Source organism: Streptomyces syringium, from assembly GCF_017876625.1.
Lineage (GTDB): Bacteria > Actinomycetota > Actinomycetes > Streptomycetales > Streptomycetaceae > Streptomyces > Streptomyces syringius.
Window position 1 is genome coordinate 4813567 of the sequence record NZ_JAGIOH010000001.1, and the last position, 21551, is coordinate 4835117.

At 71.6% G+C, this 21551-nt stretch carries 25 protein-coding genes; 11 read left to right on the forward strand and 14 right to left on the reverse strand.

Annotated elements, in window-relative coordinates; genetic code table 11:
* Positions 1 to 20: 20 nt before the first annotated feature.
* Positions 21 to 1379, reverse strand: a complete 1359-nt coding sequence (locus JO379_RS21520) for an NsdA family TPR-like regulatory protein (RefSeq protein ID WP_209516454.1) — start codon at positions 1377 to 1379, stop codon at positions 21 to 23.
* Between the two features lie 273 nt (positions 1380 to 1652).
* Between JO379_RS21520 and JO379_RS21525 the strand changes: the two genes are divergently transcribed.
* Entirely contained in the window at positions 1653 to 2030 is a 378-nt protein-coding gene (locus tag JO379_RS21525; protein WP_209516457.1) for a DUF6415 family natural product biosynthesis protein, read from the forward strand.
* Positions 2031 to 2048: 18 nt separating this feature from the next.
* Here JO379_RS21525 and JO379_RS21530 read toward each other — a convergent pair whose 3' ends face one another.
* Positions 2049 to 2981, reverse strand: coding sequence for an NADP-dependent oxidoreductase (locus JO379_RS21530; RefSeq protein ID WP_245381515.1), 933 nt, complete (start codon positions 2979 to 2981; stop codon positions 2049 to 2051).
* A 119-nt stretch (positions 2982 to 3100) separates the two neighbouring features.
* Between JO379_RS21530 and JO379_RS21535 the strand changes: the two genes are divergently transcribed.
* A complete protein-coding gene (locus tag JO379_RS21535; RefSeq protein WP_209516460.1) occupies positions 3101 to 3535 on the forward strand; it encodes a winged helix-turn-helix transcriptional regulator in 435 nt (144 codons plus the stop codon).
* Here the strand turns inward: JO379_RS21535 and JO379_RS21540 are convergent.
* Positions 3532 to 4191 (reverse strand): NADPH-dependent F420 reductase, encoded by a 660-nt coding sequence (locus JO379_RS21540; RefSeq protein WP_209516463.1) that lies wholly within the window; start codon positions 4189 to 4191, stop codon positions 3532 to 3534. The two genes, JO379_RS21535 and JO379_RS21540, sit on opposite strands and share 4 nt — an antisense overlap.
* 89 nt (positions 4192 to 4280) lie before the next feature.
* On the opposite strand from JO379_RS21540, the gene JO379_RS21545 reads away from it, so the two are divergent.
* The 3 genes from JO379_RS21545 (at position 4281) to JO379_RS21555 (ending at position 7139) form a co-directional block, all read left to right on the forward strand.
* Complete coding sequence (locus JO379_RS21545; RefSeq protein WP_130879603.1) at positions 4281 to 4631, forward strand: winged helix-turn-helix transcriptional regulator; 351 nt, start codon at positions 4281 to 4283, stop codon at positions 4629 to 4631.
* Positions 4632 to 4791: 160 nt separating this feature from the next.
* On the forward strand, positions 4792 to 5781 hold the full coding sequence (locus tag JO379_RS21550; protein WP_209516466.1) for a GNAT family N-acetyltransferase: 990 nt from the start codon (positions 4792 to 4794) through the stop codon (positions 5779 to 5781).
* Between the two features lie 68 nt (positions 5782 to 5849).
* On the forward strand, positions 5850 to 7139 hold the full coding sequence (locus JO379_RS21555) for a DUF2786 domain-containing protein (RefSeq protein WP_307842096.1): 1290 nt from the start codon (positions 5850 to 5852) through the stop codon (positions 7137 to 7139).
* Between the two features lie 64 nt (positions 7140 to 7203).
* Here the strand turns inward: JO379_RS21555 and JO379_RS21560 are convergent, their stop codons facing one another.
* Complete coding sequence (locus JO379_RS21560; protein WP_209516468.1) at positions 7204 to 7995, reverse strand: AraC family transcriptional regulator; 792 nt, start codon at positions 7993 to 7995, stop codon at positions 7204 to 7206.
* Positions 7996 to 8050: 55 nt separating this feature from the next.
* On the opposite strand from JO379_RS21560, the gene JO379_RS21565 reads away from it, so the two are divergent.
* Positions 8051 to 8617 (forward strand): class I SAM-dependent methyltransferase, encoded by a 567-nt coding sequence (locus JO379_RS21565; RefSeq protein ID WP_165451599.1) that lies wholly within the window; start codon positions 8051 to 8053, stop codon positions 8615 to 8617.
* Positions 8618 to 8631: 14 nt separating this feature from the next.
* On the opposite strand, the gene JO379_RS21570 is transcribed toward JO379_RS21565, so the two are convergent.
* Positions 8632 to 9534 (reverse strand): phosphorothioated DNA-binding restriction endonuclease, encoded by a 903-nt coding sequence (locus JO379_RS21570; protein WP_209516471.1) that lies wholly within the window; start codon positions 9532 to 9534, stop codon positions 8632 to 8634.
* A gap of 50 nt (positions 9535 to 9584) precedes the next feature.
* Here JO379_RS21570 and JO379_RS21575 point away from each other — a divergent pair, with 50 nt between their 5' ends.
* The 3 genes from JO379_RS21575 to JO379_RS21585 all read left to right on the forward strand — a co-directional run bounded on the left by JO379_RS21575 (position 9585) and on the right by JO379_RS21585 (position 12622).
* Entirely contained in the window at positions 9585 to 10097 is a 513-nt protein-coding gene (locus JO379_RS21575) for a hypothetical protein (protein ID WP_130879607.1), read from the forward strand.
* Positions 10098 to 10184: 87 nt separating this feature from the next.
* On the forward strand, positions 10185 to 10589 hold the full coding sequence (locus tag JO379_RS21580; protein WP_130879608.1) for a hypothetical protein: 405 nt from the start codon (positions 10185 to 10187) through the stop codon (positions 10587 to 10589).
* Positions 10586 to 12622: a tetratricopeptide repeat protein gene (locus JO379_RS21585; protein WP_209516474.1), complete on the forward strand. Its 2037-nt coding sequence runs from the start codon at positions 10586 to 10588 to the stop codon at positions 12620 to 12622. The genes JO379_RS21580 and JO379_RS21585 overlap by 4 nt, the downstream gene beginning before the upstream one ends.
* Before the next feature lie 204 nt (positions 12623 to 12826).
* On the opposite strand, the gene JO379_RS21590 is transcribed toward JO379_RS21585, so the two are convergent.
* The 6 genes from JO379_RS21590 to JO379_RS21615 all read right to left on the reverse strand — a co-directional run bounded on the left by JO379_RS21590 (position 12827) and on the right by JO379_RS21615 (position 17220).
* Positions 12827 to 13303, reverse strand: coding sequence for a hypothetical protein (locus JO379_RS21590; protein WP_130879610.1), 477 nt, complete (start codon positions 13301 to 13303; stop codon positions 12827 to 12829).
* 84 nt (positions 13304 to 13387) lie between these two features.
* Positions 13388 to 13612, reverse strand: a complete 225-nt coding sequence (locus JO379_RS21595) for a DUF397 domain-containing protein (protein WP_130879611.1) — start codon at positions 13610 to 13612, stop codon at positions 13388 to 13390.
* Positions 13613 to 13731: 119 nt separating this feature from the next.
* The gene (locus JO379_RS21600) at positions 13732 to 14601 is read right to left on the reverse strand and encodes a helix-turn-helix domain-containing protein (RefSeq protein ID WP_307842216.1); all 870 of its coding nucleotides are present in this window, start codon (positions 14599 to 14601) and stop codon (positions 13732 to 13734) included.
* Positions 14583 to 15092, reverse strand: coding sequence for a DUF6879 family protein (locus tag JO379_RS21605; RefSeq protein WP_209516477.1), 510 nt, complete (start codon positions 15090 to 15092; stop codon positions 14583 to 14585). The genes JO379_RS21600 and JO379_RS21605 overlap by 19 nt, the downstream gene beginning before the upstream one ends.
* 298 nt (positions 15093 to 15390) lie before the next feature.
* Entirely contained in the window at positions 15391 to 16050 is a 660-nt protein-coding gene (gene msrA / locus JO379_RS21610) for a peptide-methionine (S)-S-oxide reductase MsrA (protein WP_209516481.1), read from the reverse strand.
* Positions 16051 to 16125: 75 nt separating this feature from the next.
* Positions 16126 to 17220 carry a hypothetical protein gene (locus tag JO379_RS21615; RefSeq protein WP_130879616.1) on the reverse strand — a complete coding sequence of 365 codons (1095 nt, stop codon included), beginning with the start codon at positions 17218 to 17220 and terminating at the stop codon, positions 16126 to 16128.
* A gap of 125 nt (positions 17221 to 17345) precedes the next feature.
* Between JO379_RS21615 and JO379_RS21620 the strand changes: the two genes are divergently transcribed.
* On the forward strand, positions 17346 to 18491 hold the full coding sequence (locus JO379_RS21620; protein WP_130879617.1) for a cystathionine gamma-synthase: 1146 nt from the start codon (positions 17346 to 17348) through the stop codon (positions 18489 to 18491).
* A 28-nt stretch (positions 18492 to 18519) separates the two neighbouring features.
* On the opposite strand, the gene JO379_RS21625 is transcribed toward JO379_RS21620, so the two are convergent.
* From JO379_RS21625 to JO379_RS21635, 3 genes are all read right to left on the reverse strand, one after another.
* Positions 18520 to 18750, reverse strand: a complete 231-nt coding sequence (locus JO379_RS21625) for a hypothetical protein (RefSeq protein WP_209516482.1) — start codon at positions 18748 to 18750, stop codon at positions 18520 to 18522.
* On the reverse strand, positions 18747 to 19283 hold the full coding sequence (locus tag JO379_RS21630) for a sigma factor-like helix-turn-helix DNA-binding protein (protein WP_130879619.1): 537 nt from the start codon (positions 19281 to 19283) through the stop codon (positions 18747 to 18749). Before JO379_RS21630 ends, JO379_RS21625 begins: the two co-directional genes overlap by 4 nt.
* A 68-nt stretch (positions 19284 to 19351) precedes the next feature.
* Entirely contained in the window at positions 19352 to 19852 is a 501-nt protein-coding gene (locus JO379_RS21635) for a MarR family winged helix-turn-helix transcriptional regulator (RefSeq protein WP_207303966.1), read from the reverse strand.
* Between the two features lie 416 nt (positions 19853 to 20268).
* Here JO379_RS21635 and ilvA point away from each other — a divergent pair, with 416 nt between their 5' ends.
* A complete protein-coding gene (gene ilvA, locus JO379_RS21640; protein WP_245382363.1) occupies positions 20269 to 21465 on the forward strand; it encodes a threonine ammonia-lyase in 1197 nt (398 codons plus the stop codon).
* Positions 21466 to 21551: the final 86 nt, after the last annotated feature.

Genomic DNA, 21551 nt, shown 5'->3' on the forward strand with positions numbered 1-21551 from the left:
ATCGGCGCTGACCGCGCCCCTTACGCCTCGCGGGCTGAAGGCCGGGGGGAGGCCGCTATGGCCCTGGCCCGGTCGTAGACCTCCCTGGCGCGGGCGTTCTTCACGTAGGGGCGGAGGGCGGCCAGCATCGCGCGGAACCGGTCGTCGCACCGTCCGGACTGCACGTGCGGGAAGTCGTCGAGAACGCGATGCCAGTCCGCGCATGCCTCGTCCAGCCGGCCGATCTCCAGCTTCCTCTCGGCCAGCAAGCCGAGGTGCCGCACGCGCCCGCGCCGGTAGATCGAGTAGCGGGTGCGGTCGGACTCCTCCAGCGCTTCGATCGCCGCCTCCTTGTCGCCGAGCGCGTAACGGACTTGGGCCACGTGGTAGGCCAGCGACGACGGGTCGTACGAGCCGAACGCCTTTGCCTTGGACTCGGCCTTCTCCATGGCGACCTCGGCTTCGCGGATCTTCGTCAGCGCGGTGGCGCGGTGACCGGTCTGGGCTGCGGCGTGCGCCTGCTGCCCGGAGAGGAAGGCCGTCATGCGGGGGCCCGCCTCGGGGGACGCGGCGGACGCGGAGTCGGCGAGGCGGAGCGAGAGGGGGGCGTGGCCGAGGTCGACGGCCTGGACGCTCATCCCGCGCAGGGTTGTGCAGTAGGTGAGATGGTCCTGTGCGGCACCGGCCAACTCCAGTGCTTTGATGTAGTACCGCTGGGCAAGGCCGTCGGCACGCTCGTCCATCGCCATGTATCCGGTGAGGTAGAGGTGGTCGGCGGCTGCCGACAGCATCGCCTTGCGAACGTCTTCCGACGCCTCGGCCTGGAGATGGGGCGCGATCGTGTTGACCAGAAACGCGGCAGCCATGGGGCGCGCATGGCGACCGCCGAACATGTCGTCGATCTCGCTGATGCGTTCCGTCATCGCCGCCACGGCTTCCACTTCGCCGTATCCGATGCGGGCGCGAGGGTTGCGCCTCATCGTCTCGAAGCGGCCGATGACATCCTGGTACTGCGGGATGGTCAGGGCGACGGAGAACAGCCCCGCGGCGCCGAGCACGGCTCGCCGCGAGGGGTCCATGTCGGCGCCGCCCAGCTCGATGAGACCGGTCACGCCGTCAGCCGGGGCGGCCGGGGCCTCCTCGGTGTTGCCCAAGCCCGCCTCAGCGGGCGTGACGGGTCGGTTCAGCCGGCGGGCGAAGGCTTCGAGGATCGCCGGACGGGCGCGACGCCGGGGCCTCGTTCCCGTCAGCCAGTGGCACACCGAGGAGTCGTCGTAGCGCAGGGCGAGGCCCATCTCGGTGCCGACGCGATTGACCTGGCGAGCGAGCTCACCGTTCGTCCAGCGAGCCTCGCTGATCAGCGAGGCAAGGCCGGGGTTCGGGGTGCGATCGGCATGCATGGGAAGGGCCTCCCCTGAAATTCAAGGATTTCAACTCCCCACCCTGGCACGGACGTACCGGTCTCTACAGCCCGCCGGTTAACTCGATGTCACCGGAGGCCGGTGAGTCGCTTGAACAGGCCTCCGGCCTGCATGTTCCCGGCTGCCCTCTTCCGTGTCTCCAAGCTGACCAGCAGTTGACGCTGATCATTTCGGCCCTTGCCGCCCGGCCTGAGGGCGGTCGGACCGAGCGCGTGCCGCAGTGCCCCTGACCAATTGGAGGACGTCCCGCCCATGACCCCCCAGAGCCCTCAGCAAGAGCCCACGCTCACCACGATGATGACCGGTGACAACGTCCCCCTCGACCTCGTCACCATCCGCGCCACCGTCCGCCGCGCCCTCCAGGAGCGGACGGCTCTTCCCCGCGCCGAGGAGGTCCACGAGATCACCCGGGCCCTGCGTACCCACCTCTGGCTGATGCTGCCGGCCGCGCAGGCCATCGCGGACGGTCTCGACCGTGGCACGGGGCCGTGGCATCGATGGCGGGCGCTCATCGACCGGGTGCGGGTGGATCTCGATCACGACGGGGGGCCGGGGCTGTGCTCGGCGGTGGTGCACATGAAGGACCTCGGGCGCACGTGCCGGTTCCTGGCCGACTGCCTGGACGAATAGGGCCCCGGAATCCCCGTCCTAAGGAACGAGGACGATCTTTCCCTTCACCCGTCCGCTTTCGATCAGACGGTGAGCCTCGGCCGCCTCCGTCAGCGGCAGGCTGCGTTCGACGTGCACCCGAAGCCGCCCCTGCTCGATGAGGGCGTTGAGCTTTTCCAACGAGGCGTAGTCGGGCTCGACGCCGAGGGCGGCGAAGCGCACCCCTCGCTCCGCCAGGCCCGGCACGGCCGCCGCGCGGGTGGCGCTCACCAGGATCCCGCCGGGCCGCAACACCTCCACCGCGCGCGCCGCGTCGTCACCTGCGACCAAGTCGAAGAGCACGTCGACGTCCCGTACCGACGTAGCGACATCCGTCGTGGTGTAGTCGACGACGTCGTCCGCGCCGAAACCGCGCACGAACGCGTGTTTCTCCGCCCGCGCGGTGCCGATGACGTACGCCCCGAACGCCTTGGCGATCTGTACGGCCAGGTGGCCCGTCCCGCCGGCCGCCCCGAGGATCAGCACCCGCTGCCCGCTCGACACCCGCGCCGTGTCCACCAGGCCCTGCCAGGCGGTGAGCGCCGCCATCGGCAGGGCCGCGGCCCCGGCGTGGGTGAGGGCGGCGGGTTTGTGGGCCAGATGGCGGGGCGGGGCGGTGACGTACTCGGCGTAGCCGCCGCCGCGCCATGGGAAATGCACCATCCCGTACACCTCGTCGCCCGGCGCGAAGCGGGTGACGCCGGGCGTGACCGCTTCGACCACGCCCGACACGTCCCAGCCGGGAATGAACGGCAGGCTTCCCCAAGGCACCACGCCTGCCCGGAACTTCGCGTCCACCGGGTTCACACCGGCTGCTTCCACCCGCACCAGCACCTCGGTGGCCACCGGCTCCGGACGCTCCACCTCCGCCACGCGCAGCTCCTCGGGACCACCGAAGGCAAGCTGACGGACGGCGCGCATGAGCACACCCATGACGTACCCCTCTTACTGATCGTCCAGCTGATCTCTTACGGTCGCCGCGCGGCACACACCAGCCTGCGTCAGGCACTGACTCTTGAGAAGAAGGCACCCTCCTGATACCCAGGTTCCCTATGGATACCTGCGATGACCTGCGGCAATACGGCGGCGCCCACGCCTACTTCCAGACTTGTCCGTCCCGCCCGGTGCTGTCACTGCTCACCAGCAAATGGGCCCTGCTCACGGTGGGCGCCCTGCAACAGGGGCCGCTGCGCTTCAACGCACTGCGCCGCAGTCTGGACGGCGTCACGCAGAAGATGCTCACGCAGGCACTGCGCACCCTGGAGCGCGACGGCCTGGTCACCCGCACCGTCTACCCGACGATCCCGCCCAAGGTCGTATACGAGCTCACCGAGCTCGGTCACAGCCTCACCGGCCTGCTGACGGCGATCCAGGGCTGGTCCGAGGAACACCAGCACGAGGTACTCGCCGCCCGCCGGAGCTATGACCGGCGGGCGGCAGCCGAGGTGGAGCCGGTGCGACAGGCCGGCGCCCCGGACACGCCCTAGTGCCGGCCGGTCCCCGGACCCGTCGCATACGCCAAGGGCGGCGCGATCGCCCGCGCGTCCGCCTGCTCCTCCACCCACAGTCCGATGAACAGCGCCGCGGTCGCCTCCAGCAGTCCGGCGCGTTCCAGTCCGCCCCCGGACACCGGCGCACAGCCCACGTCCCGCACCAGTTCGTACGCCAACGCGACTGCCGACTCGTCGTCCCCGCAGACCGGAACCGCGAGGGGCTGACCGTCGAAGACCGGCGGGGTCATCCGCCACACGGACTCGTGGCAGAGGTTGAACGCCTTGATGACCCGCGCGCCCGGCGCCGCCGCGGCAAGGCGGCCCGCCGCCGAGGGGCCGGCTTCCGTCAGCAGGCGGAAGCCGGGCCCGACCGGGTTGGCGCAGTCGAGCAGGACCTTCCCGCTCAGCGCCGCCCGGTACTCCCTGACGACGTCCGCCCCCACGCCATAGGGCAGCGCGACCAGCACCACCTCGCCGAAGTCCGTCGCCGCGTGCAGGCTCCCGTGACCCGCGCCGCCCCCGAGGCGCGTCGCGAGCCGCTGGGCCTTCCGCTCGTCCCGGCCTCCGACGAATACCTCATGCCCGGCCCGCACCCAGTGCGTGGCCAGTGCGTCCGCCATGTTTCCCGTTCCCAGCACGCCGATCTTCATCGGTCCCCGCCCCTCTCCTCGCTCGTTCCCACCGCTTCCTGGGCGGCGATACGGCGACACTAGGAAACCCGTCAGGCACCATTCGGTACGTGACGACCGACGCCTACCTCGCCGACTGCCGTGCCCGTCTCGCCTTCGACCTGCTCTCCAACACCTGGAACCCCGTGCTCATCTGGGTCCTGCGGGACGGCCCCAGGCGCCCCGGCGAACTTCGCGAGCGCATCGGCGGCATCAGCCCCAAGGTCTTGACCGAGACGCTGCGGCGGCTGGAGTTCAACGGTCTGGTGGAACGACACGCCCATGCCGAAGCGCCGCCCCGCGTCGAGTACGAACTCACGGCCCTGGGGCGGACGTTGCTCGGCCCGATCGACGCCTTCGGCGCCTGGGCCTTCGAGCACGGCGATGAGGTCATGGCCGCCCAGGACCGGAACGGCGGGTGAGAACGCCGGGCGCCGGTCGGTGTCGTGGCCGCGGAGGAGGCGCCACACAAGGCGGTCGGCGACCAGGTGAATTGACCCGTTGAACCCCCGGACGCCCGGAACCTCCCGTTGATCGGAAAACCCGACGACAGCCCAGACCGCAGCCCGTACCGTGCGGAGGATGACTGACCTGCTGCGGCTGACCGCGAGCCCGACCGAGGCCGAGATCGACGCGTGGCACGCCGTCGTCACCGACGCGCACGCGCATGACCTGCCCGCCGCCGTGCCCGCGCCCGACCGGGTGGAGACGGCGGGCGCTCTGCGCGTACCGGCCGCGAGCAGCCGCTATGTGCGGCTGGCCGTGCCCATGCCGGACGGCGACGGATACGCCGGGGTCGCTTCGCTGCGGCTGTTCGACGACGAGGAGAACCGGGCGACGGCCTGGATCGACGGGCTCGTTGTACGGCCGGACCAGCGGCGGCGCGGGATCGGCGCGAGATTGTGGCGGGAGTTGCGGGAGGTGCTCACCGAGGAGAAGCGGACCTCCGTGAGCCTGGAGATCGAACTCGGTGGCGAGGGCGAACAATTCGCGGTCGCGCACGACTGCACCTGCGCGCTGCCGCTCGTCATGTACGTGCAGCGCATCACCGAGGAGACCGTCGAGCCGCCGCGGCTCCCCGACGGCTATCGGTTCGTGCACTGGAACGGTGTCGTGCCCGACGAGCACGCCGAGCCGTTCGCGGTCGCACACGGGGCCATGGCCGACAGTTCCATGGGCGAGGTGGACGAGAAGCCGTTCCAGTGGGACGCCGCCCGCATCCGCGCCGCGCAGAACGCCGTCGTCGAGCGCGGCGGGGTGATGCTCACGGTCGTTGCCGTCGCCCCCGACGGCACCCACGCGGGCTACTCGGAGCTGGTGCAGCGCGCGCCCGGTGACGTACGGGCCCTGCAGTACGACACCGCCGTGGCCCCCGCCTACCGGGGGCTCGGGCTCGGGCGGGCGGTCAAGCTGCGGATGCTGGAGCTGCTGGCCGAGGAGGGCCTGCCGGTGCGCGAGATCGCCACCACCGTCGCCGACGACAACGGTCCGATGCGGGCCGTGAACAAGCTGCTCGGCTACCGCCCCGAGCGGTCGATCGGGATCTACCAGGTGCGACTGCCGTCCGTGTAGGCAGGGCCCACGCCGGTGTACGGGAAAATGGGGTGTACAGCCCGTACACCCCGAGGGAAGAGAGCTCCGTGGCCAAGCGCGACAAGCGGCAGCGGGAGCTGCCGGAGGAGGCCCGGCTGCGGGAGGCCGTGGAGGAGGCCCTGCGCGGTCTGCGCGCCCAGGCACCGGAGGACCTCGACGACGCGCTGTACGCCGCCGCCTCCGCGCTGAGCGCCGCCCCCGCCGGCTGGGAGGCCGTGAGCCGGTCCGTGCTGCGGGTCGCCGGGACGACCCTGCGGCGTGCCTGGGAGTACGGCTGGCAGCCCGCCGACGTCCTGCGGCTCGTGCGGCGGGAGCTGACCGCCGCCGAGGTGCGGTTCACGGTGGACGCCATCGCGGCCGAGGCCCGGCGGTACCCGCCGGACACGCTCGGGGCGCGCTGGGCCGCGCAGCTGGCGGACGCGGACGCCCGCGTGTGGTGGAAGACGGACGACGCCTTCCTGGAGGGCTTCGCGGGGCGCGAGCGGCTGAGCCGGTTCGAGACGACGGCGTGCGCGCTCGGGACGCTACGGCTGATCGGCACGCTGCCGAAGATCGGAGCGGCCGGTCCGTTGCCGGGCGCCGCGCACGGGACGGGCACCGCGCATGCGGCCGCCGGGGCGCACGCGACGGCCGCAGGGCGCGCGGAAGCCCGTACCGGCGCCATCGCGCCCCGCATGCTCGCCCGGATCCGGGCCCTGCTGGCGAAAGCGGAGTCGACGGAGTTCGCCGAGGAGGCGGAGGCGCTGTCGGCGAAGGCCCAGGAGCTCATGGCGCGGCACTCCATCGACGAGGCGCTGGTCGCCGCCCACTCCACGGAACCGGTCGACGGGCCCACCGCCTGCCGGATCGGCGTCGAGGGGCCGTACGAGTCCGCGAAGGCGCTGCTTTTGGACGCGGTCGCCGCCGCCAACCACTGCCGGGCGGTGTGGTCGAGCGACTACGACTTCTCCACGGTCGTCGGCTTCGAGGCCGATCTGGAGCTGGTGGAGCTGATGTACACCTCGCTGCTGGTGCAGGCCACCGCCGCCATGCGCCGGGCCGGCGACGCCCACCACGCCCGCTCCCGCCGCACCCGCGACTTCCGTCAGTCCTTCCTCATCGCCTACGCGGCCCGCATCCGCGACCGGCTGTCGGACGCGGCGCGCGACGTCGCGGCGGAGGCCGGGCAGGAGGACCGGGAGGTGCTGCCGGTGCTGGCGGCGCGCGAGGTGGCGGTCGGCGAGACCGCCGAACGGCTCTTCCCGACGACGACGGCGCACCGCCTCAAGGGACGCGACGCGGAGGGATGGGCGCGGGGCGAGGAGGCGGCGGACGCGGCGGTGCTGAGGGGACGGTAGGTCTGCCGCCGTGGACGGTCGGCCTGCCGCCGTGTCCCTTCAGCCCGGCGGTGCGAAATACGCCTCAGCCCGGCGGTGCGAAATACGACCCCGGCGGCACGCCCACGCCCCGGCGGAACGCCGCCACGAACGCGCTCGGTGAGCCGTAGCCGACGCGGTGGGCCACGGAGGAGACCGTGGAGCCCGCCGCCAGCAGGGGCATCGCGGCCTGGAGGCGCAGCTGCGTGCGCCACTGCCCGTACGTCATGCCGGTGCCGGAGACGAAGGCCCGCGCCAGCGTGCGGGCGCTCGCGCCGACCACCGCGCCCCACTGCGCGAGCGTCCGGTCGTCGGCGGGGTTCGCGCGCAGGGCCTCCGCCACGCGGCGGGCCCGGGGATCGGCGGGCAGCGGCGCCCGCACGGTCGCGACGGACACCGGGTGGAGGAGATCGAGGACGACGCTCTCGGCGCGGTGCCGCGCGTCCGCGCCGAGCGTGTCCTGGTCCTGTGCGAGGTGCCCGATCAGCTCGCGCAGCAGCCCGGAGACGGGCACGACCTGGGGTTCGCGCCAGGTCAGCGGGCAGCGCTCCGGCCAGAAGTACAGGCTGCGCAGCAGGGCGGGGCTCGTCGCTCCCGTGGCATGGCGGACGCCGGCCGGGATCCACAGGGCGAGGGTGGACGGCAGGACCCAGGTGCGGCCGGTGGCCCGTACGGCCAGGACGCCGTGGGGCGCCCACGCGAGCTGGTGCGCGCCGTGCGCGTGACGGCCGAACCACTCGCCGGTCCGTAACGCGAAGCTGCCGACGACGACCGCACCGCCGGGGGCGGACGTCAGCTGCCCGCCCCGCGGTGCCTGCGACTGTCCGTCTCGCGACATGGGTTGGCTCCCCGGCCCGTATCCGACACCCCCGACCGGTTCCTAGCCTCGCAGCATGCCGATGAACCGCTTTCACCGCCACCTGTGCCGCTCCCGGATGTGGGCCCGCGCGATCGAGAACGAACTGCTGCCCTGGGCCCTCGAGGACGTCCGGCTCGGGCCCGACACCCTGGAGATCGGCCCCGGTTACGGGGCGACCACGCGCGTCCTGGTGCGCCAGGTGCCGCGCCTGAGCGTCGTCGAGATCGACGCCGCCTCCGCCTCGGGCCTGCGCCGGGAGTTCGGGGACAGGGCCGAGGTCATCCACGGCGACGGCGCCGCCCTGCCGCTGCCGGACGGGCGGTTCGACTCCGTCGCCTGTTTCACGATGCTCCACCACGTGCCGTCGCCGGGGCAGCAGGACGCGCTCTTCGCGGAGGCGCACCGGGTGCTGCGCGCGGGCGGTGAGTTCGTCGGCTGCGACGCCCTCACCGGCTGGGGCTTCCGCCTCGTCCACCTCGGTGACACCTGCGTGCCCGTACCGCCCGGCACGCTGGCGGGACGACTGCGGGCGGCGGGGTTCGCCGACCCCGAAGTGACCGTGGGGAAGGGCAGTTTCCGGTTCCGGGCCCGTCGGCGGTAGGCCGGTGACGGGGGTCAGGCCGCCAGTCGGGGTTCGCCCCGGAAGACCTGGCGGGTGTGCCAGGCTATGTGTTCCGGGTCCACCGGATCGGTGCCCGGCTGGGGCCCCATGAGCGCTTGGCCGGACAGGTCGTGGACCTGCCCGCGCGCGGCGCGACCGTCGCCGGTGAATTCCTGGGAGACCATGATCCGGCGCTGTCCGCTCAGGCCCAGCACGCCTTGGTCGAACAGCTTGTGGTGGAGCGAGCAGAGGCACAGGCCGTTGGACAGCCGGTCCGGGCCGTCGAACGCCCACCACCGCACGTGTGCGGCCTCCAGTCCGACGGGGGTGTGCCCGATCGATCCGCTGAATCCGCAGAAGGCGCAGCGGTATTCGTAGGCCACGAGCACCTTCGCCCGCAGTTCGGCGTTACGGCGCCGGGTCTCCTTGGTGACCTCGCCGAGCAGTACCGCCGTTCCGTCGGCCGCTTCGAGGTCGAGCCCGACGGCGGCGGTGATGTCCGGGTGCAGGGACGGCGGGAAGTGGCTGTCCAGGAGCAGGTGCGCGAGGCGTCCGAGCAGGGCGGGTTCCGATGACAGAGCCGCTCGCAGACCGGGCGCCAGCCGCCCCGCCGCCCCGCTCGACCGGAGCCTGCCCACGACGGACCCGGGGCTTCCGGAGCCCGTGTCTGTACGGACCTCCCAGACGCCGTCACTGGTCAGGTGGTGGAAGGGATACGCCGCGCTCGTCTTCCGGTTGGGACCGAAGTCCTCCAGCAGACGAGCCAGATCGCCCTCCACGGACGTGAAACGGAGAGCGGCGTCGGCGTCCTGCTGAAACCGTCCCAGCGCGTACAGCAGCAACAACGGCTTGTGCGGAGCACGCACCCCGTTCTGCGACCACTGCCGCAGATTCCTCACCCGCTCCATCCAGTCCATCCGTGGACTGTAGTCATGGCGCACGGCGCCCGCCCCGCTAGGGTCTGCGCATGAGCGCCGTCATCGCCGCCATGCTCACCGCTGTGGTGGGAGTGCTGGGCACCCTGTTCGCACCGCTGGTCACCCATCGGGTGACCGCGCGGCAGCGTGCCGAGGAAGGGCAGGCGGCGGAGGAGCGGCGGCGCTTCGAGGAGCGACGGGCCGCGTACACGGCGATGAACCGGGCGACAGGGCAGTTCCACACCCTCCTCAAGGACGCCCTGCACCGCATCCGGGACGGCGTCTACACCGACCAGGAGCGCGCGCAGCTCGAAGAGGCCCGGCTCGATCACCGCGACCGTTACGCCGAGGCGCAAATGATCGTGCCGGAGGCGGTATTGGACGCGTCCCGCCACCTCAACAAGGTCCTCTCCGCGAGCGACGCCGCCGTGAAACGGATCGACCGGGGGCGGGCCCGTGACGGCGAGAACACCCAACAGGTCCTGATCGACCTCAAGGAGGCGGAACCCCGGCTGTCCGCCATGCGCCGCCTCATGCGCGAGGACCTGGGAGTCACGGACTGACGGCACATCGGGCTGCCGTTCGGACCGCCCCACGGGTAGGTTGAGTTTCCTGGGACTCCGCGTGGGCGGAACGGGGGAGGTCGCGTCGTGGACGCTCTGCTGGTGGCCGGTCAGATAGCGCCGTACGTCACGGCGGCGGTCGGTGCGTACGGGACGGCCGTGGTGACGCGGGTGAGTGACGCCGGCGCCGACGCGACCGTGTCGCTCGGGCAGCGGATCCTTCAGCGCGTCTGGCGGCGGGAGGAGAGCCGCGAGGACATCGAGGGCGCGGTCGACGCGCTCGCCGCCGCACCCGAGGACGAGGACCTGCAAGCCCTGCTGCGGGCGCAGCTCAAGCGGGCGCTGCTGGCGGACCCCGAACTCACCGCCGAGCTGGCGCGGTTGCTGCCGCCCGCCGGGTCGTCGTTCACCGCCTCCGGTGCGGGGGCCGTCGCCGTGCAGCACAACTCCGGCGTCATCAGCACCGGAAGCGACGCCACCATCCAGCGATGACGCACCAGTATCAGGAGCGGCGTGAGGTGCAGGGGGAGGCGTCCGGGCCCGGCGCGGTGGCCGTCGGCAGCAACCACGGCATCATCAGCACCGGCGACGCGGCCACGATCGACAACCGCACCCTGCACCTTCCGGCCGAGGCGCTCAGAGCGCCCGCCGAGGTGCCGGCGCCGCCCGGGCTGAACAATCTGCCCGCACCGCGCAGCGCCGTCTTCGTCGGCCGTGTCGAGGACCTGGCGCGGCTCGGCGCCGCGATGGACGGCGGGGGCGCCGCGACCGTCGTGCACGGCCTCGGCGGCATGGGCAAGAGCACGCTCGCCCTGCACTACGCCCACCGCCACCGCGACCGCTACAACCCCGTCTGGTGGGTGCCCGCCGAGACCCCCGACGGCATCACCCTCGCGCTCGCCTCCCTTGCCGCGCACCTCGACCCGTACGCGAACCTCACCGCTTCGGCGAGTGCCGAAGGAGCCGCGTGGGCCACCGCATGGCTCCAGTCGCACGAGGGCTGGCTGCTCGTCCTCGACAACGCCGAGGCCCCGGACGATCTCGCCCCGGTGATCGGTCCTCTCACGACGGGGCAGCATCTGATCACCAGCCGGCGCGCCACCGGCTGGCACCACCTCGCCCGGCCCCTGGGCCTGCGAACCCTGGCACCCGACGCGTCGACGGATCTGCTCATGCGCATCATCGGCGAGGCGGGTGGGGCGGGCCAGCCGGGCGGGCCCGACGACGGCGCTGTTTTGGCGGAGCTGGCAGCCGAACTGGGCCACCTCCCCCTCGCTCTGACCCAGGCCGCCGCGTACATCCAGCACACCGCCATCACCCCGGCGTCGTACCTGGCGCGGCTGCGCCGCCATCCGGCACGGATGTTCGCCGCGTCCGCCACGGACAACCACGAACGCACCGTCGCCCGGGTCTGGCAGCTGACCTTGCAGGCCATCGCCGCCCGGGACCCGCTCGCGGTCGACATCCTGCGGACGTTCGCCTGGCTCGGCCCCGACGACGTGCCGCGCGACCTGGCCGAGGCCCTCGACGACGACCCGATCGCCGTCGACGAGGCGCTGGCGCTGCTGCACGCGTACAGCATGATCACGCTCACCCCGCTGACCTTCACCGTCCACCGCCTCGTCCAGGCCGTGGCCCGCACCCCCGACCCGGCCGACCCCCATCGCGCCGAGGAGACGATCGAGGAGGCCCGCCGCCGGGCCATCGGCCTGCTCGGCGCGGCGCTCCCGGAAGACCCGCTGTTCAACGTGGCCGGCCGTCCGCGCTGGCGGGCACTGCTCCCGCACATCGAGGCCCTCGCCGACCATGTCCCGCCCGCACGGGACGACGAGGAGACCGATGTCATCTGGCTTCTGACCTCGGCGTTCCTGCAGAGCGAGGTCCAACTCGACCGGGCCGTCGGCTTCGCCGAGCGTTCCATGGCGGCGTCACAGCGGCTGCACGGCCCGGATGCCCCTCGGACCCTGGCGTCCCGCTCCGTCCTCGCCAGCGCATACCGCGCGGCGGGCGATCTGGAACGGGCCATCACACTGCACGAGCGAAACCGTGACGACTGCGAGCGCGTCTTCGGCGCCGCCCACGAGGAAACGCTCATGGCCCGCGCCAATCTCGCCTACGCCCACGGACTGGCCGGCGATGTGCACCTGGCCGCCGAACTGCACAGCCGCAACCTCGCCGACTGCGAACGGCTCCTGGGCCCGGACGACAAGCTCACCCTCGTCTCACGGAACAACCTGGCGAGCGCGTACCGCGAGGCGGGCGACCTCGACCGCGCCATCTCCCTGCACGAGCAGAGCACGGCAGACTACGCACGCGTCTTCGGCCCCGGCCACCCGGAAACCCTCACGGCCCGCAGCAACCTCGCGTACACCTACCAACTCGCGGGCGACCTCACCCGGGCGATCCCCCTCCACGAAGCCGTCCTGACCGCCCGAGAACGAGCCCTGGGCCCCACCCACCCCCACACAACCCTCGCCCACGAACTCCTGACCAACGCCCGCGCGGCCGCGGCGTCCGCAGGTTGAATGCCGGTGCATGTGCCACCGCCTGCCGCTGAACATGACGCTGAACTGGGGCCGTGCCTACGGCACGTCCGTGATCCGTCATCCGGCTGTGATGAACGCTGCGCGAAGGACGACCGATCGAACTGACGCTCTGCGATGCGTGCGAGACCGTTGTCGGACCGGACGGTCGCCTGTAGACACGCGCTGCCCTGCGGCGGGCAGCTGTCATGTGCGCGTCTGTCGAATGGGACAGGGCAGGGTGGAGTCGGTGCGATTCGGGGAGCACGTAACGAGTGCGATCGAGTGGAAGACAGTGCCCTTCAGGTAGTGACCGAAGGACACGTCCCCGCCCCAGGCCAGCCGCTCCACAGCGCCCTTCGTCAGGAGCATCAAGCGGGTCACCTCTCGGTCGTCTTCAGAGACGAACCTCGGGGCGAACTCTGAGAGCTGAAGCCCCAGCCACTCCCCGGCCTCTTTCGGTTCCTGCCACGTGCCCCGGACCAGCGACGCCGGTTTCAGCAGCCAGTGTGCCGTCTGAAGCGGTGGCAGATCCGTCACGGGAAAGTCCGCCAACGCCGAACGGTAGCGCTGGATCACATCCAGGGGGCTGTCAGCCGTTGGCGGTTCGCCTACCGGTCGCCTCAAGCTTTCCTCGTCGAACGCCTTCTTCTCACCCAGCCAGGCATAACCGTGGATGTGCACTGTGCTCCGTTCCGGGGGAAGGCAACGTCCCCGCCCGTCGACATATGGGCGGGGACGTCGGTGAGGAGGGCTCTGCTCAGAGCGTCAGGCGGAGAGCCCGAACCGCGCGGGGTCGATACCGGCCGCGCCCAGCTCCGCTGTGGTGAATCGCAGCGGTTCGGCAGTCGGCCGCTTGCTGTCGCCCAAGGCCCACGAGTTCGGCCCGATCTTGGAGAGAGTCACGCACGCCTCGCCGTCCGGGTGCGTGTTGCCCCCACACGCCTTGCTGAATTGCGAACCAGTGATGTCGATGCTGTACAGGTCGGTCATCTGTTCCTCCGGCGCGGGTGAAGGTGTTCGCGAGGAGGGGACAGCCGAACCGTGAGTCCATCGTGGTCCTGCGGCTGCTCACTGGGATTCCCTCCTCGGGTGTTGGCATCGCCGATGCTTCACCCGCTGAGCGGCTCGTTCCAGGACCTTTCCTGTTGGGGCAAGAATCCATCTCTGATGCCCTCGACCAGGGCCCGCATGTCATCGTCGTAGACGGCCACGGCAGCGAATCGTTCGAAGGTGTCGGTGTAGAGCTGGACGTCCTTCGGTTCACGGGTAGTGACCTCGGCGTGGAACGTTTCCACAATGACGAGCCGGTCGTCGTGCAGGCTGAAGCAGGTCATCGGGAAATCCGGCATCGGACGGCCGGACGGCACCACACCCAGCGAGACGTTGGGCAGACGAGAGACAGACACGATCCGGTCCAGCTGCAGCGCCATGATGACGGGCTCGCTGATGCGCCACCGGAGTACGTGCTCGCAGATCAGGAAGCGGAACGACCGGCCTGGCTCGTGCAGGACCGATTGCCGTCCGAGGCGCGCTGCCACGGTCCTGGCCCTGGTCTGCTCCGGCAGAGCAGGCGGTAAGCAGAAGACAGCAGAGGCGTACTCGGGGGTCTGGAGGAGGCCGGGGACGAGCTGACCTTGGAAGAGCCTGAGCGTCGTGGTGCCTGCCTCGATGGCCCGGATGGTCTTCTGGTGCTTCCACGGGCCCATGCGACGCAGCAGGCGCCACGCGGTGGCCTCGGTGGCATCAGCGCGGGCGGTCGCCAGGAACTCTTCCTTGACCTCTTGGCTCACGCCCAGGGCGGTGAGGACCAGGTCCACGTCCTGTACGGTCGGCCGCACCTTGCCGGTCTCGATCTTTGAGAGCTTCCCGGCGGACATGGAAGCCCTGCGGGCCACCGCGTCACCCGTGAGACCGGATGCGTCGCGCAGCGCCCGCAGGGCCTTCCCGATCGAGTCTGCGGTCAGCGGTGCCGCTCCCAGTACTCCGCGAACGGCACTGCTTCGGCCAGGGCCCGGTCCCGGTAGCCCTGGTACTCGGCAAGTGTGTGGGCGGGGAGCGGCTCGGCGCCGATGAACACACCCTCGGATGTGTAGTGCATTCGGTACACGTCCTGGTCGTCGAACAGCCAGAAGTCGTGATCAGGCAGGCCGTCCACGGTCTGCTCTGCCAAGTCGATGATGCCGATGGTCTCGCCGGCCGTGATGTTTCCGGGGTACGCGGCCAGTTCGTAACGCAAATAGTCGGTCAGGGGCGAGCGGAGGACGTGGACGCGGGACACGCCCTTGCCCTTGCCGGTCATCGAGCGGACCCACGGGTTGTCGTGCCAGTCGGGGCCCATGTCCCCGTTCGCCAGGAAGCGTTCGAACTCCTCGCGCTCCTCTTCCACGTCGTAGACGGAGAGCGTCTCCAGTCGGAAGGCGGCCCGCTCGAACGTCTCGAAGAGCCGGCCGAACTCCTCACCGCTGAGCACGGAAGTACTCCTCCAGCACTGCCGCCGGCACCATGACGGCGGTCTCGCCCTTGGGCAGGTCGAGCTGTGCGAGCCGTTCGGGGTCGGTAATCACGTATCCCTGGACCACGTAGTCCTTGGAGTCCTCGGTGCTCCACAGAGTCGGGCACGTTCCATTCCTGCAATCCGGGTCACCGGACAGCTTCCGCAGCATCCTTGCCCCCCACTGGGTCGGCGTGCTCCTGTCGCGTTTGATGCTCCCGAGGAGATTGCGGCGGGGTCAAGGACGGGATCTTTCCAAAACAGGAAAGCGCTGCCGTCAGCCGTCGGCCTTCGTCACGCCCACCGGGCAGCTCACGCCCGTGCCGCCGATGCCGCAGTAGCCCGCCGGGTTCTTGTCGAGGTACTGCTGGTGGTGCGGTTCTGCCGGGTAGAAGGGGCCCGCCGGGAGGATTTCGGTGGTGATGTCGCCGTAGCCGGAGGCGCGCAGGACCGACTGGTAGGCCGTGCGGGAGGCCTCGGCCTCGGCCTGCTGGGCGGGGGAGTGGGTGTAGACCGCCGAGCGGTACTGGGTGCCGGTGTCGTTGCCCTGGCGGAAGCCCTGGGTGGGGTCGTGGGACTCCCAGAAGAGCTTGAGGAGGGTCGTGTACGACACCGATGAAGGGTCGAAGACGACGCGGACCGCCTCGGTGTGGCCGGTCAGGCCGCTGCACACCTCCTCGTACGCCGGGTTCGGGGTGTGCCCGCCCTGGTAGCCGACCAGGGTCGTCCAGACGCCGGGGGTCTGCCAGAACTTGCGCTCGGCGCCCCAGAAACAGCCCAGGCCGAAGTCGGCCACCGTCAGGCCCTCGGGGTAGGGGCCCGCCAGGGGGTTGCCGAGGACGGTGTGGCGGTCGGGGAGGGTGAATTCCGGTTCCGGGCGGCCCTTGAGCGCTTCCTCGGGGGACGGCAGTCGGGTTTCGCGGCGGTGGAACAGCATCTCGGCTCCCAGCGGTGGTGAAGGCGGCGTCCGTAGAACGTGCGGGGGCCGGAGCGCATTCCGGCCCCGCGGGCTTCAGCCCCGCGCTCCGCCCTGGGCCTCCCAGCCCGCCACGGCCAGCGCCCGGTACGTCGCGTACGCCCCGACGGGGTCCGACTCGTACGTCCACGGCACCGCCCCGATGTGGCCGTCGACCTTGCGCAGCTGGTCCATCGCCTCCTGGAAGCGCTCGGCGCGCACCAGGAACCACACCAGCAGGTGCCGCACGTGCGGCAGCACCGGGTGGTCGGCCGGCGCGTGCGCCACCGCGAACCGGGCGGCCTCGATCGCCTGCGTGACGACCGCGCTCTGGTAGAGGCCGCGCACCAGGTTCACGTCCGACAGATGGTCGTACACGGCGAACAGCGGCAGCGCGGGCAGCAGGCTGCCCGCCGGGGCCGCGCCCGCCGCGCGCTGCGCGAAGGCGTCCGCGCGGTCCTGCGAGCCGTGCCACTTCGCGCTCCAGTAGCGCAGCGCCGCCAGATGCGCCCCCATGTGCCCCGGTGCGCGGGCCACGACGGTCTCCCAGACGGACTGGAACTCCGCCTCGCTCGAACCGAGACCCCGCTCGACGCCCAGCCGGACGATGTACGGGACGGCGTCGCCGGGGGCCAGCAGGGCCGCCTCGGCGCAGACCGAGCGGGCCTCCTCCAGGATCATGCGGTAGTCCTGCGAGGACGGGTCGCGCAGCGCCTGCTGCACGAGGAACTCGGCCTGCACGGCCGCGCCGCCCGCGTCCTTCGGCGCCACGACCCGCCAGTGCCGCAGCCACATCCCGCCGGTGCCCGGCGCCTCGGCCAGCTCCTGGACCGCCGCACCGGCCAGGGTCTGCACCCGCTGCCAGCGCAGCTCGGCGGCGGTGGTGGCGTCGGTGCGGGCCAGCAGCTCGGAGGCGGGCTTCCAGTCCTGGGTGCGGCGGGCCTCCGTGACGGCCGCGAGCAGCTCCGGGTCCGGGCCGGGCAGCCGTACGTCGAGCTGTTCGACGGGGACGAAGCCGTACACACCGGCCGGGTCGACGGCGGCCTGGTGGCCCCGTACGGCGTCCTGCCCGGCGCGGCGGCGCCGCAACGCGGGCACCACCAGGACCCCGCAGATCAGTACGAGGGCGAGCAGGATGAACAGAAACTCCATGAGGTGTCCTGAGAGCAGAGAACGAGGGCCGACGGTGGGACAACGCGGGGAACCGGCGGATCGTTCATCCGCCGGTTACAAGTGAACAGGAGTGTTTCGGTGAACCTGGTACTACCCTCGGTTCAATGAGCGACCAGCATTCCTTCGAAACCCTCGCCATCCACGCCGGACAGGAACCGGATCCCGTGACGGGAGCCGTCGTTCCGCCCATTTACCAAGTCTCCACCTACAAGCAGGACGGCGTCGGCGGCCTGCGCGGTGGTTATGAGTACAGCCGTAGCGGCAACCCCACGCGCACCGCGCTGGAGGAGAACCTGGCGGCGCTCGAGGGCGGCACCCGCGGCCTCGCCTTCGCGTCGGGTCTGGCGGCCGAGGACTGCCTGCTGCGCACGCTGCTGGCGCCCGGCGACCACGTCGTCATCCCGAACGACGCCTATGGCGGAACGTTCCGGCTGTTCGCCAAGGTCGTCAGCCGCTGGGGCGTCGAGTGGTCGGTCGCCGACAGCTCCAGCCCGGAGGCCGTGCGCGCCGCCATCCGGCCGGAGACGAAGATCGTGTGGGTCGAGACCCCCTCGAACCCGCTGCTCGGCATCACCGACATCGCGGCCGTCGCCACCGTCGCCCACGAGGCCGGCGCGAAGCTGGTCGTGGACAACACCTTCGCCAGCCCCTACCTCCAGCAGCCGCTGGCCCTGGGCGCGGACGTCGTGGTCCACTCCACCACCAAGTACATGGGCGGTCACTCCGACGTCGTCGGCGGCGCGCTGATCACCGCCGACGCCGGCCTCGGCGAGGAGCTGGCCTACCACCAGAACGCGATGGGTGCCGTCGCCGGCCCGTTCGACTCCTGGCTGACGATGCGCGGCATCAAGACCCTGGCCGTGCGCATGGACCGCCACACCGCCAACGCCGAGCGCGTGGTGGAGCTGCTGCTCGCGCACCCGAAGGTGACCCAGGTCTACTACCCGGGTCTGCCCGAGCACCCGCTGCACGAGGTCGCGGCCAAGCAGATGCGCGCGTTCGGCGGCATGGTGTCCTTCCGCGTCACGGGCGGCGAGGAGGCAGCGGTCGAGGTCTGCAACCGCACCAAGCTGTTCACGCTCGGTGAGTCCCTGGGCGGCGTCGAGTCGCTGATCGAGCACCCGGGCCGGATGACGCACGCCTCGGTGGCCGGTTCCGCGCTGGAGGTCCCGGCGGACCTGGTGCGGGCCTCGGTCGGCATCGAGTCGGCGGACGACCTGCTCGCCGACCTCACCCAGGCCCTGGGCTAACCGGTCGAGGCGTGCGCCGCGGGGCCCGTCACGGGTCCCGCGGCGGCGCCGACCAGGGCTGTTCGATCGCGGCCCAGACCCAGAAGGCCACGACCGCGATCAGCAGCAGCACCCACACCACGGCCCCTACGGCCCGGCGGGCGCGCAGGATCCCGCGCCCTCGGTCCGCGGCCCGCGCGGCCAGCTCCGGCGGGACCTGCGGGTGCGAGAGGCCCAGCATCCGCCGGACCTCGTCCTCCTTGCGGTCGTGCGCGCTCACGGCGCGGCCCGGTCGGGCGCCGGGGGTGTCACCGGGCGGGAGCGCAGGGCGCTGACCGCCCGCGTGCAGATGACCCGCACGCGCTCCACGGACAGCCCCAGGGCGGCCGCGGTCTGTTCCTCGGGAACGCCTTCGTGGAGCCGTAGAACGAGCACCAGGCGCTCCCGCGGGGAGAGCCCGCCCAGGACGCCGCCCCGCGGGCGGCGGTAGCGCCGGGCGGACCGCGCGAAGCGGGCCGCCAGCTCCTGGCGGGTGCGGGCGTACGGATCCTCGCCGCGCAGCCGGTCCCAGTCCGCGTACGTACGCGCCAGGACCGCCGTCAGCAGGCGCTCGGCGGCCTCGGTGCCACGGCTGCCGGCCTCACCGCCACGGCTGCCGTCGACGCCGTGGATGCCGCCACCGCTGCCGGCGGCACGGCACGGCTCACCGGTCAGCAGGAGCGCGGCGTGCAGCAGCCGGCCGCCCGCGCCCGCGACGAACAGCTCGAACTCCTGGGCGCGACGGTGCTCCCTGGCCGCACGCCGTTCGTTCACCGGGGCCTCCGTGGCACGTGCCCGTACGGGCACGTGCCCTCAAGGACACGGCAGGGACCCGCGCCGGGTCAAGAGGTCGGCGGCACCGGGGGGAGCGCGGTGTGCAGGTCGGACAGGGCCACGTTGAAGCGGGTGAGCAGGGTGCAGAAGGAGTCCCGCTCCGCCTCGGTCCACCCCTCGGTCACCAGCGCCATCAGCTCGCGCCGGGAGGCGCGGACCTCCTCCAGGCGGGCCTTGCCGCGCGGGGAGAGCTGCAGGACGACGGCCCGGCCGTCCTCGGGGTGGGAGGTGCGCTTGACCAGGCCGGTGTCGACGAGCGGCGCCACCTGTCGGGTCACGGTCGAGGAGTCGATGCCCATGCCCGCTGCGAGCGCCTTGACGCCCATCGGGCCTTCCTGGTCGAGACGGTTGAGCAGGAGGTAGGCGGCGCGGTCCATCGAGTTGCGGACCTGGCCTACGCCACCGAGCCGGGTCTGTTCGGCGCGGCGGGCGAAGACGGCCACCTGGTGCTGGAGGGTGTCGAGGACACCGGGTGCGAGGTCGGTCGTCATGTCCGGAGGGGTGGGCATGGCCTGGGACTCACTTCGTGCGGCGGGGACGGAAAAAGGGCGGGGAAAAGCTTCGGAAACGCTGCGGAATGGGGGACAGAGTACGCGGCCGGGCGGGCGGCCGTACTGGTGCTGCGCAAACCGGTCGGTTTGTGCGGCTCTGCGGCGGCCGGGGCGGGGCGAGCTGCGAGACTGGGCACATGGCTGCACGAGTTGGTGACGAGGCGGGTACCTCTGCTTCGATGCCCGGGGCGACCGTTTCGCCGGCCGAGGGGTCCGCTTCGGAGGTGGGAGCGGGCATTTCGATGCCTGGGGCGACTGCTTCGTCGGCCGAGCCGCCCGTTCCGACGGCCGAGCCGCCCGTTCCGACGGTTGAGGCGTCCGTAAAGTCCGGTAGAGCCTCGGAAGACGCTTCCGTCTCATCCGCCCTGTCCGTCCTGACTCTTGATGATGTGCGCCACGCGCAGAAGACACTGTCGGGGGTTTCCCGGATCACGGCGCTGGAAGGCAGCCGCTATCTGTCCGGGCTGGTCGGCGCGCCCGTCCACCTCAAGTGCGAGAACCTCCAGCGCACCGGCTCCTTCAAGGTGCGCGGCGCGTACGTCCGGATCGCGGGCCTGACCGAGCGGGAGCGTGCGGCGGGCGTCGTCGCGGCCAGCGCCGGTAATCACGCGCAGGGCGTGGCGCTCGCGGCGTCCCTGCTCGGCGTGTGCTCCACGGTGTTCATGCCGGCGGGCGCGCCGCTGCCGAAGGTCGCCGCCACCCGCGAGTACGGCGCGGAAGTCCGTCTGCACGGACAGATCGTGGACGACGCGATGCGGGCCGCACAGGACTACGCCCGTGAGACCGGCGCGGTCTTCATCCACCCCTTCGACCACCCCGATGTCGTCGCGGGGCAGGGCACGGTGGGGCTGGAGATCCTGGAGCAGTGCCCCGAGGTGCGCACCATCGTGGTGGGCATCGGTGGCGGCGGGCTGGCGGCCGGGATCGCGGTGGCGGTCAAGGCCCTGCGGCCCGATGTGCGGATCGTCGGGGTGCAGGCGGCGGGCGCCGCCGCGTACCCGCCCTCGCTGGCCGCCGGGCATCCGGTGTCGATCCAGGCTCCGGTCACGATGGCGGACGGCATCAAGGTGGGGCGCCCCGGCGACGTGCCGTTCAAGATCGTCAACGACCTTGTCGACGACGTCGTCACGGTCACGGAGGACGATCTCTCCAGCGCGCTGCTGCTCTGCCTGGAACGGGCGAAGCTCGTGGTGGAGCCCGCCGGGGCGAGCCCGGTGGCGGCGCTGCTGGCCGCGCCCGACTCGTTCGAGGGGCCGGTCGTCGCGGTGTTGTCGGGCGGCAACGTGGACCCGCTGCTCATGCAGCGCATCCTGCGGCACGGCATGGCCGCGGCTGGCCGGTATCTCTCTCTGCGGCTGCGGTTGACGGACCGTCCGGGCGCGCTCGCCGCGCTCCTGGAGGTGCTGTCGGAGCTGGACGCGAACGTCCTCGACGTGAGCCATGTGCGCACCGATCCGCGGCTCCGGCTCACGGAGGCGGAGGTGGAGCTCCACCTGGAGACGAAGGGGCCGGAGCACTGCACGGAGGTGGGCGAAGCCCTGCGGAATGCGGGTTATCTCGTCATGTTGTGACAAGTGGGGTGGTTCATTCCCAAGGCGGTTCGGGCTCGGCGAACGTAAAATCCTGTAATACGTCACCCGAAACGGGGAGAACCTCC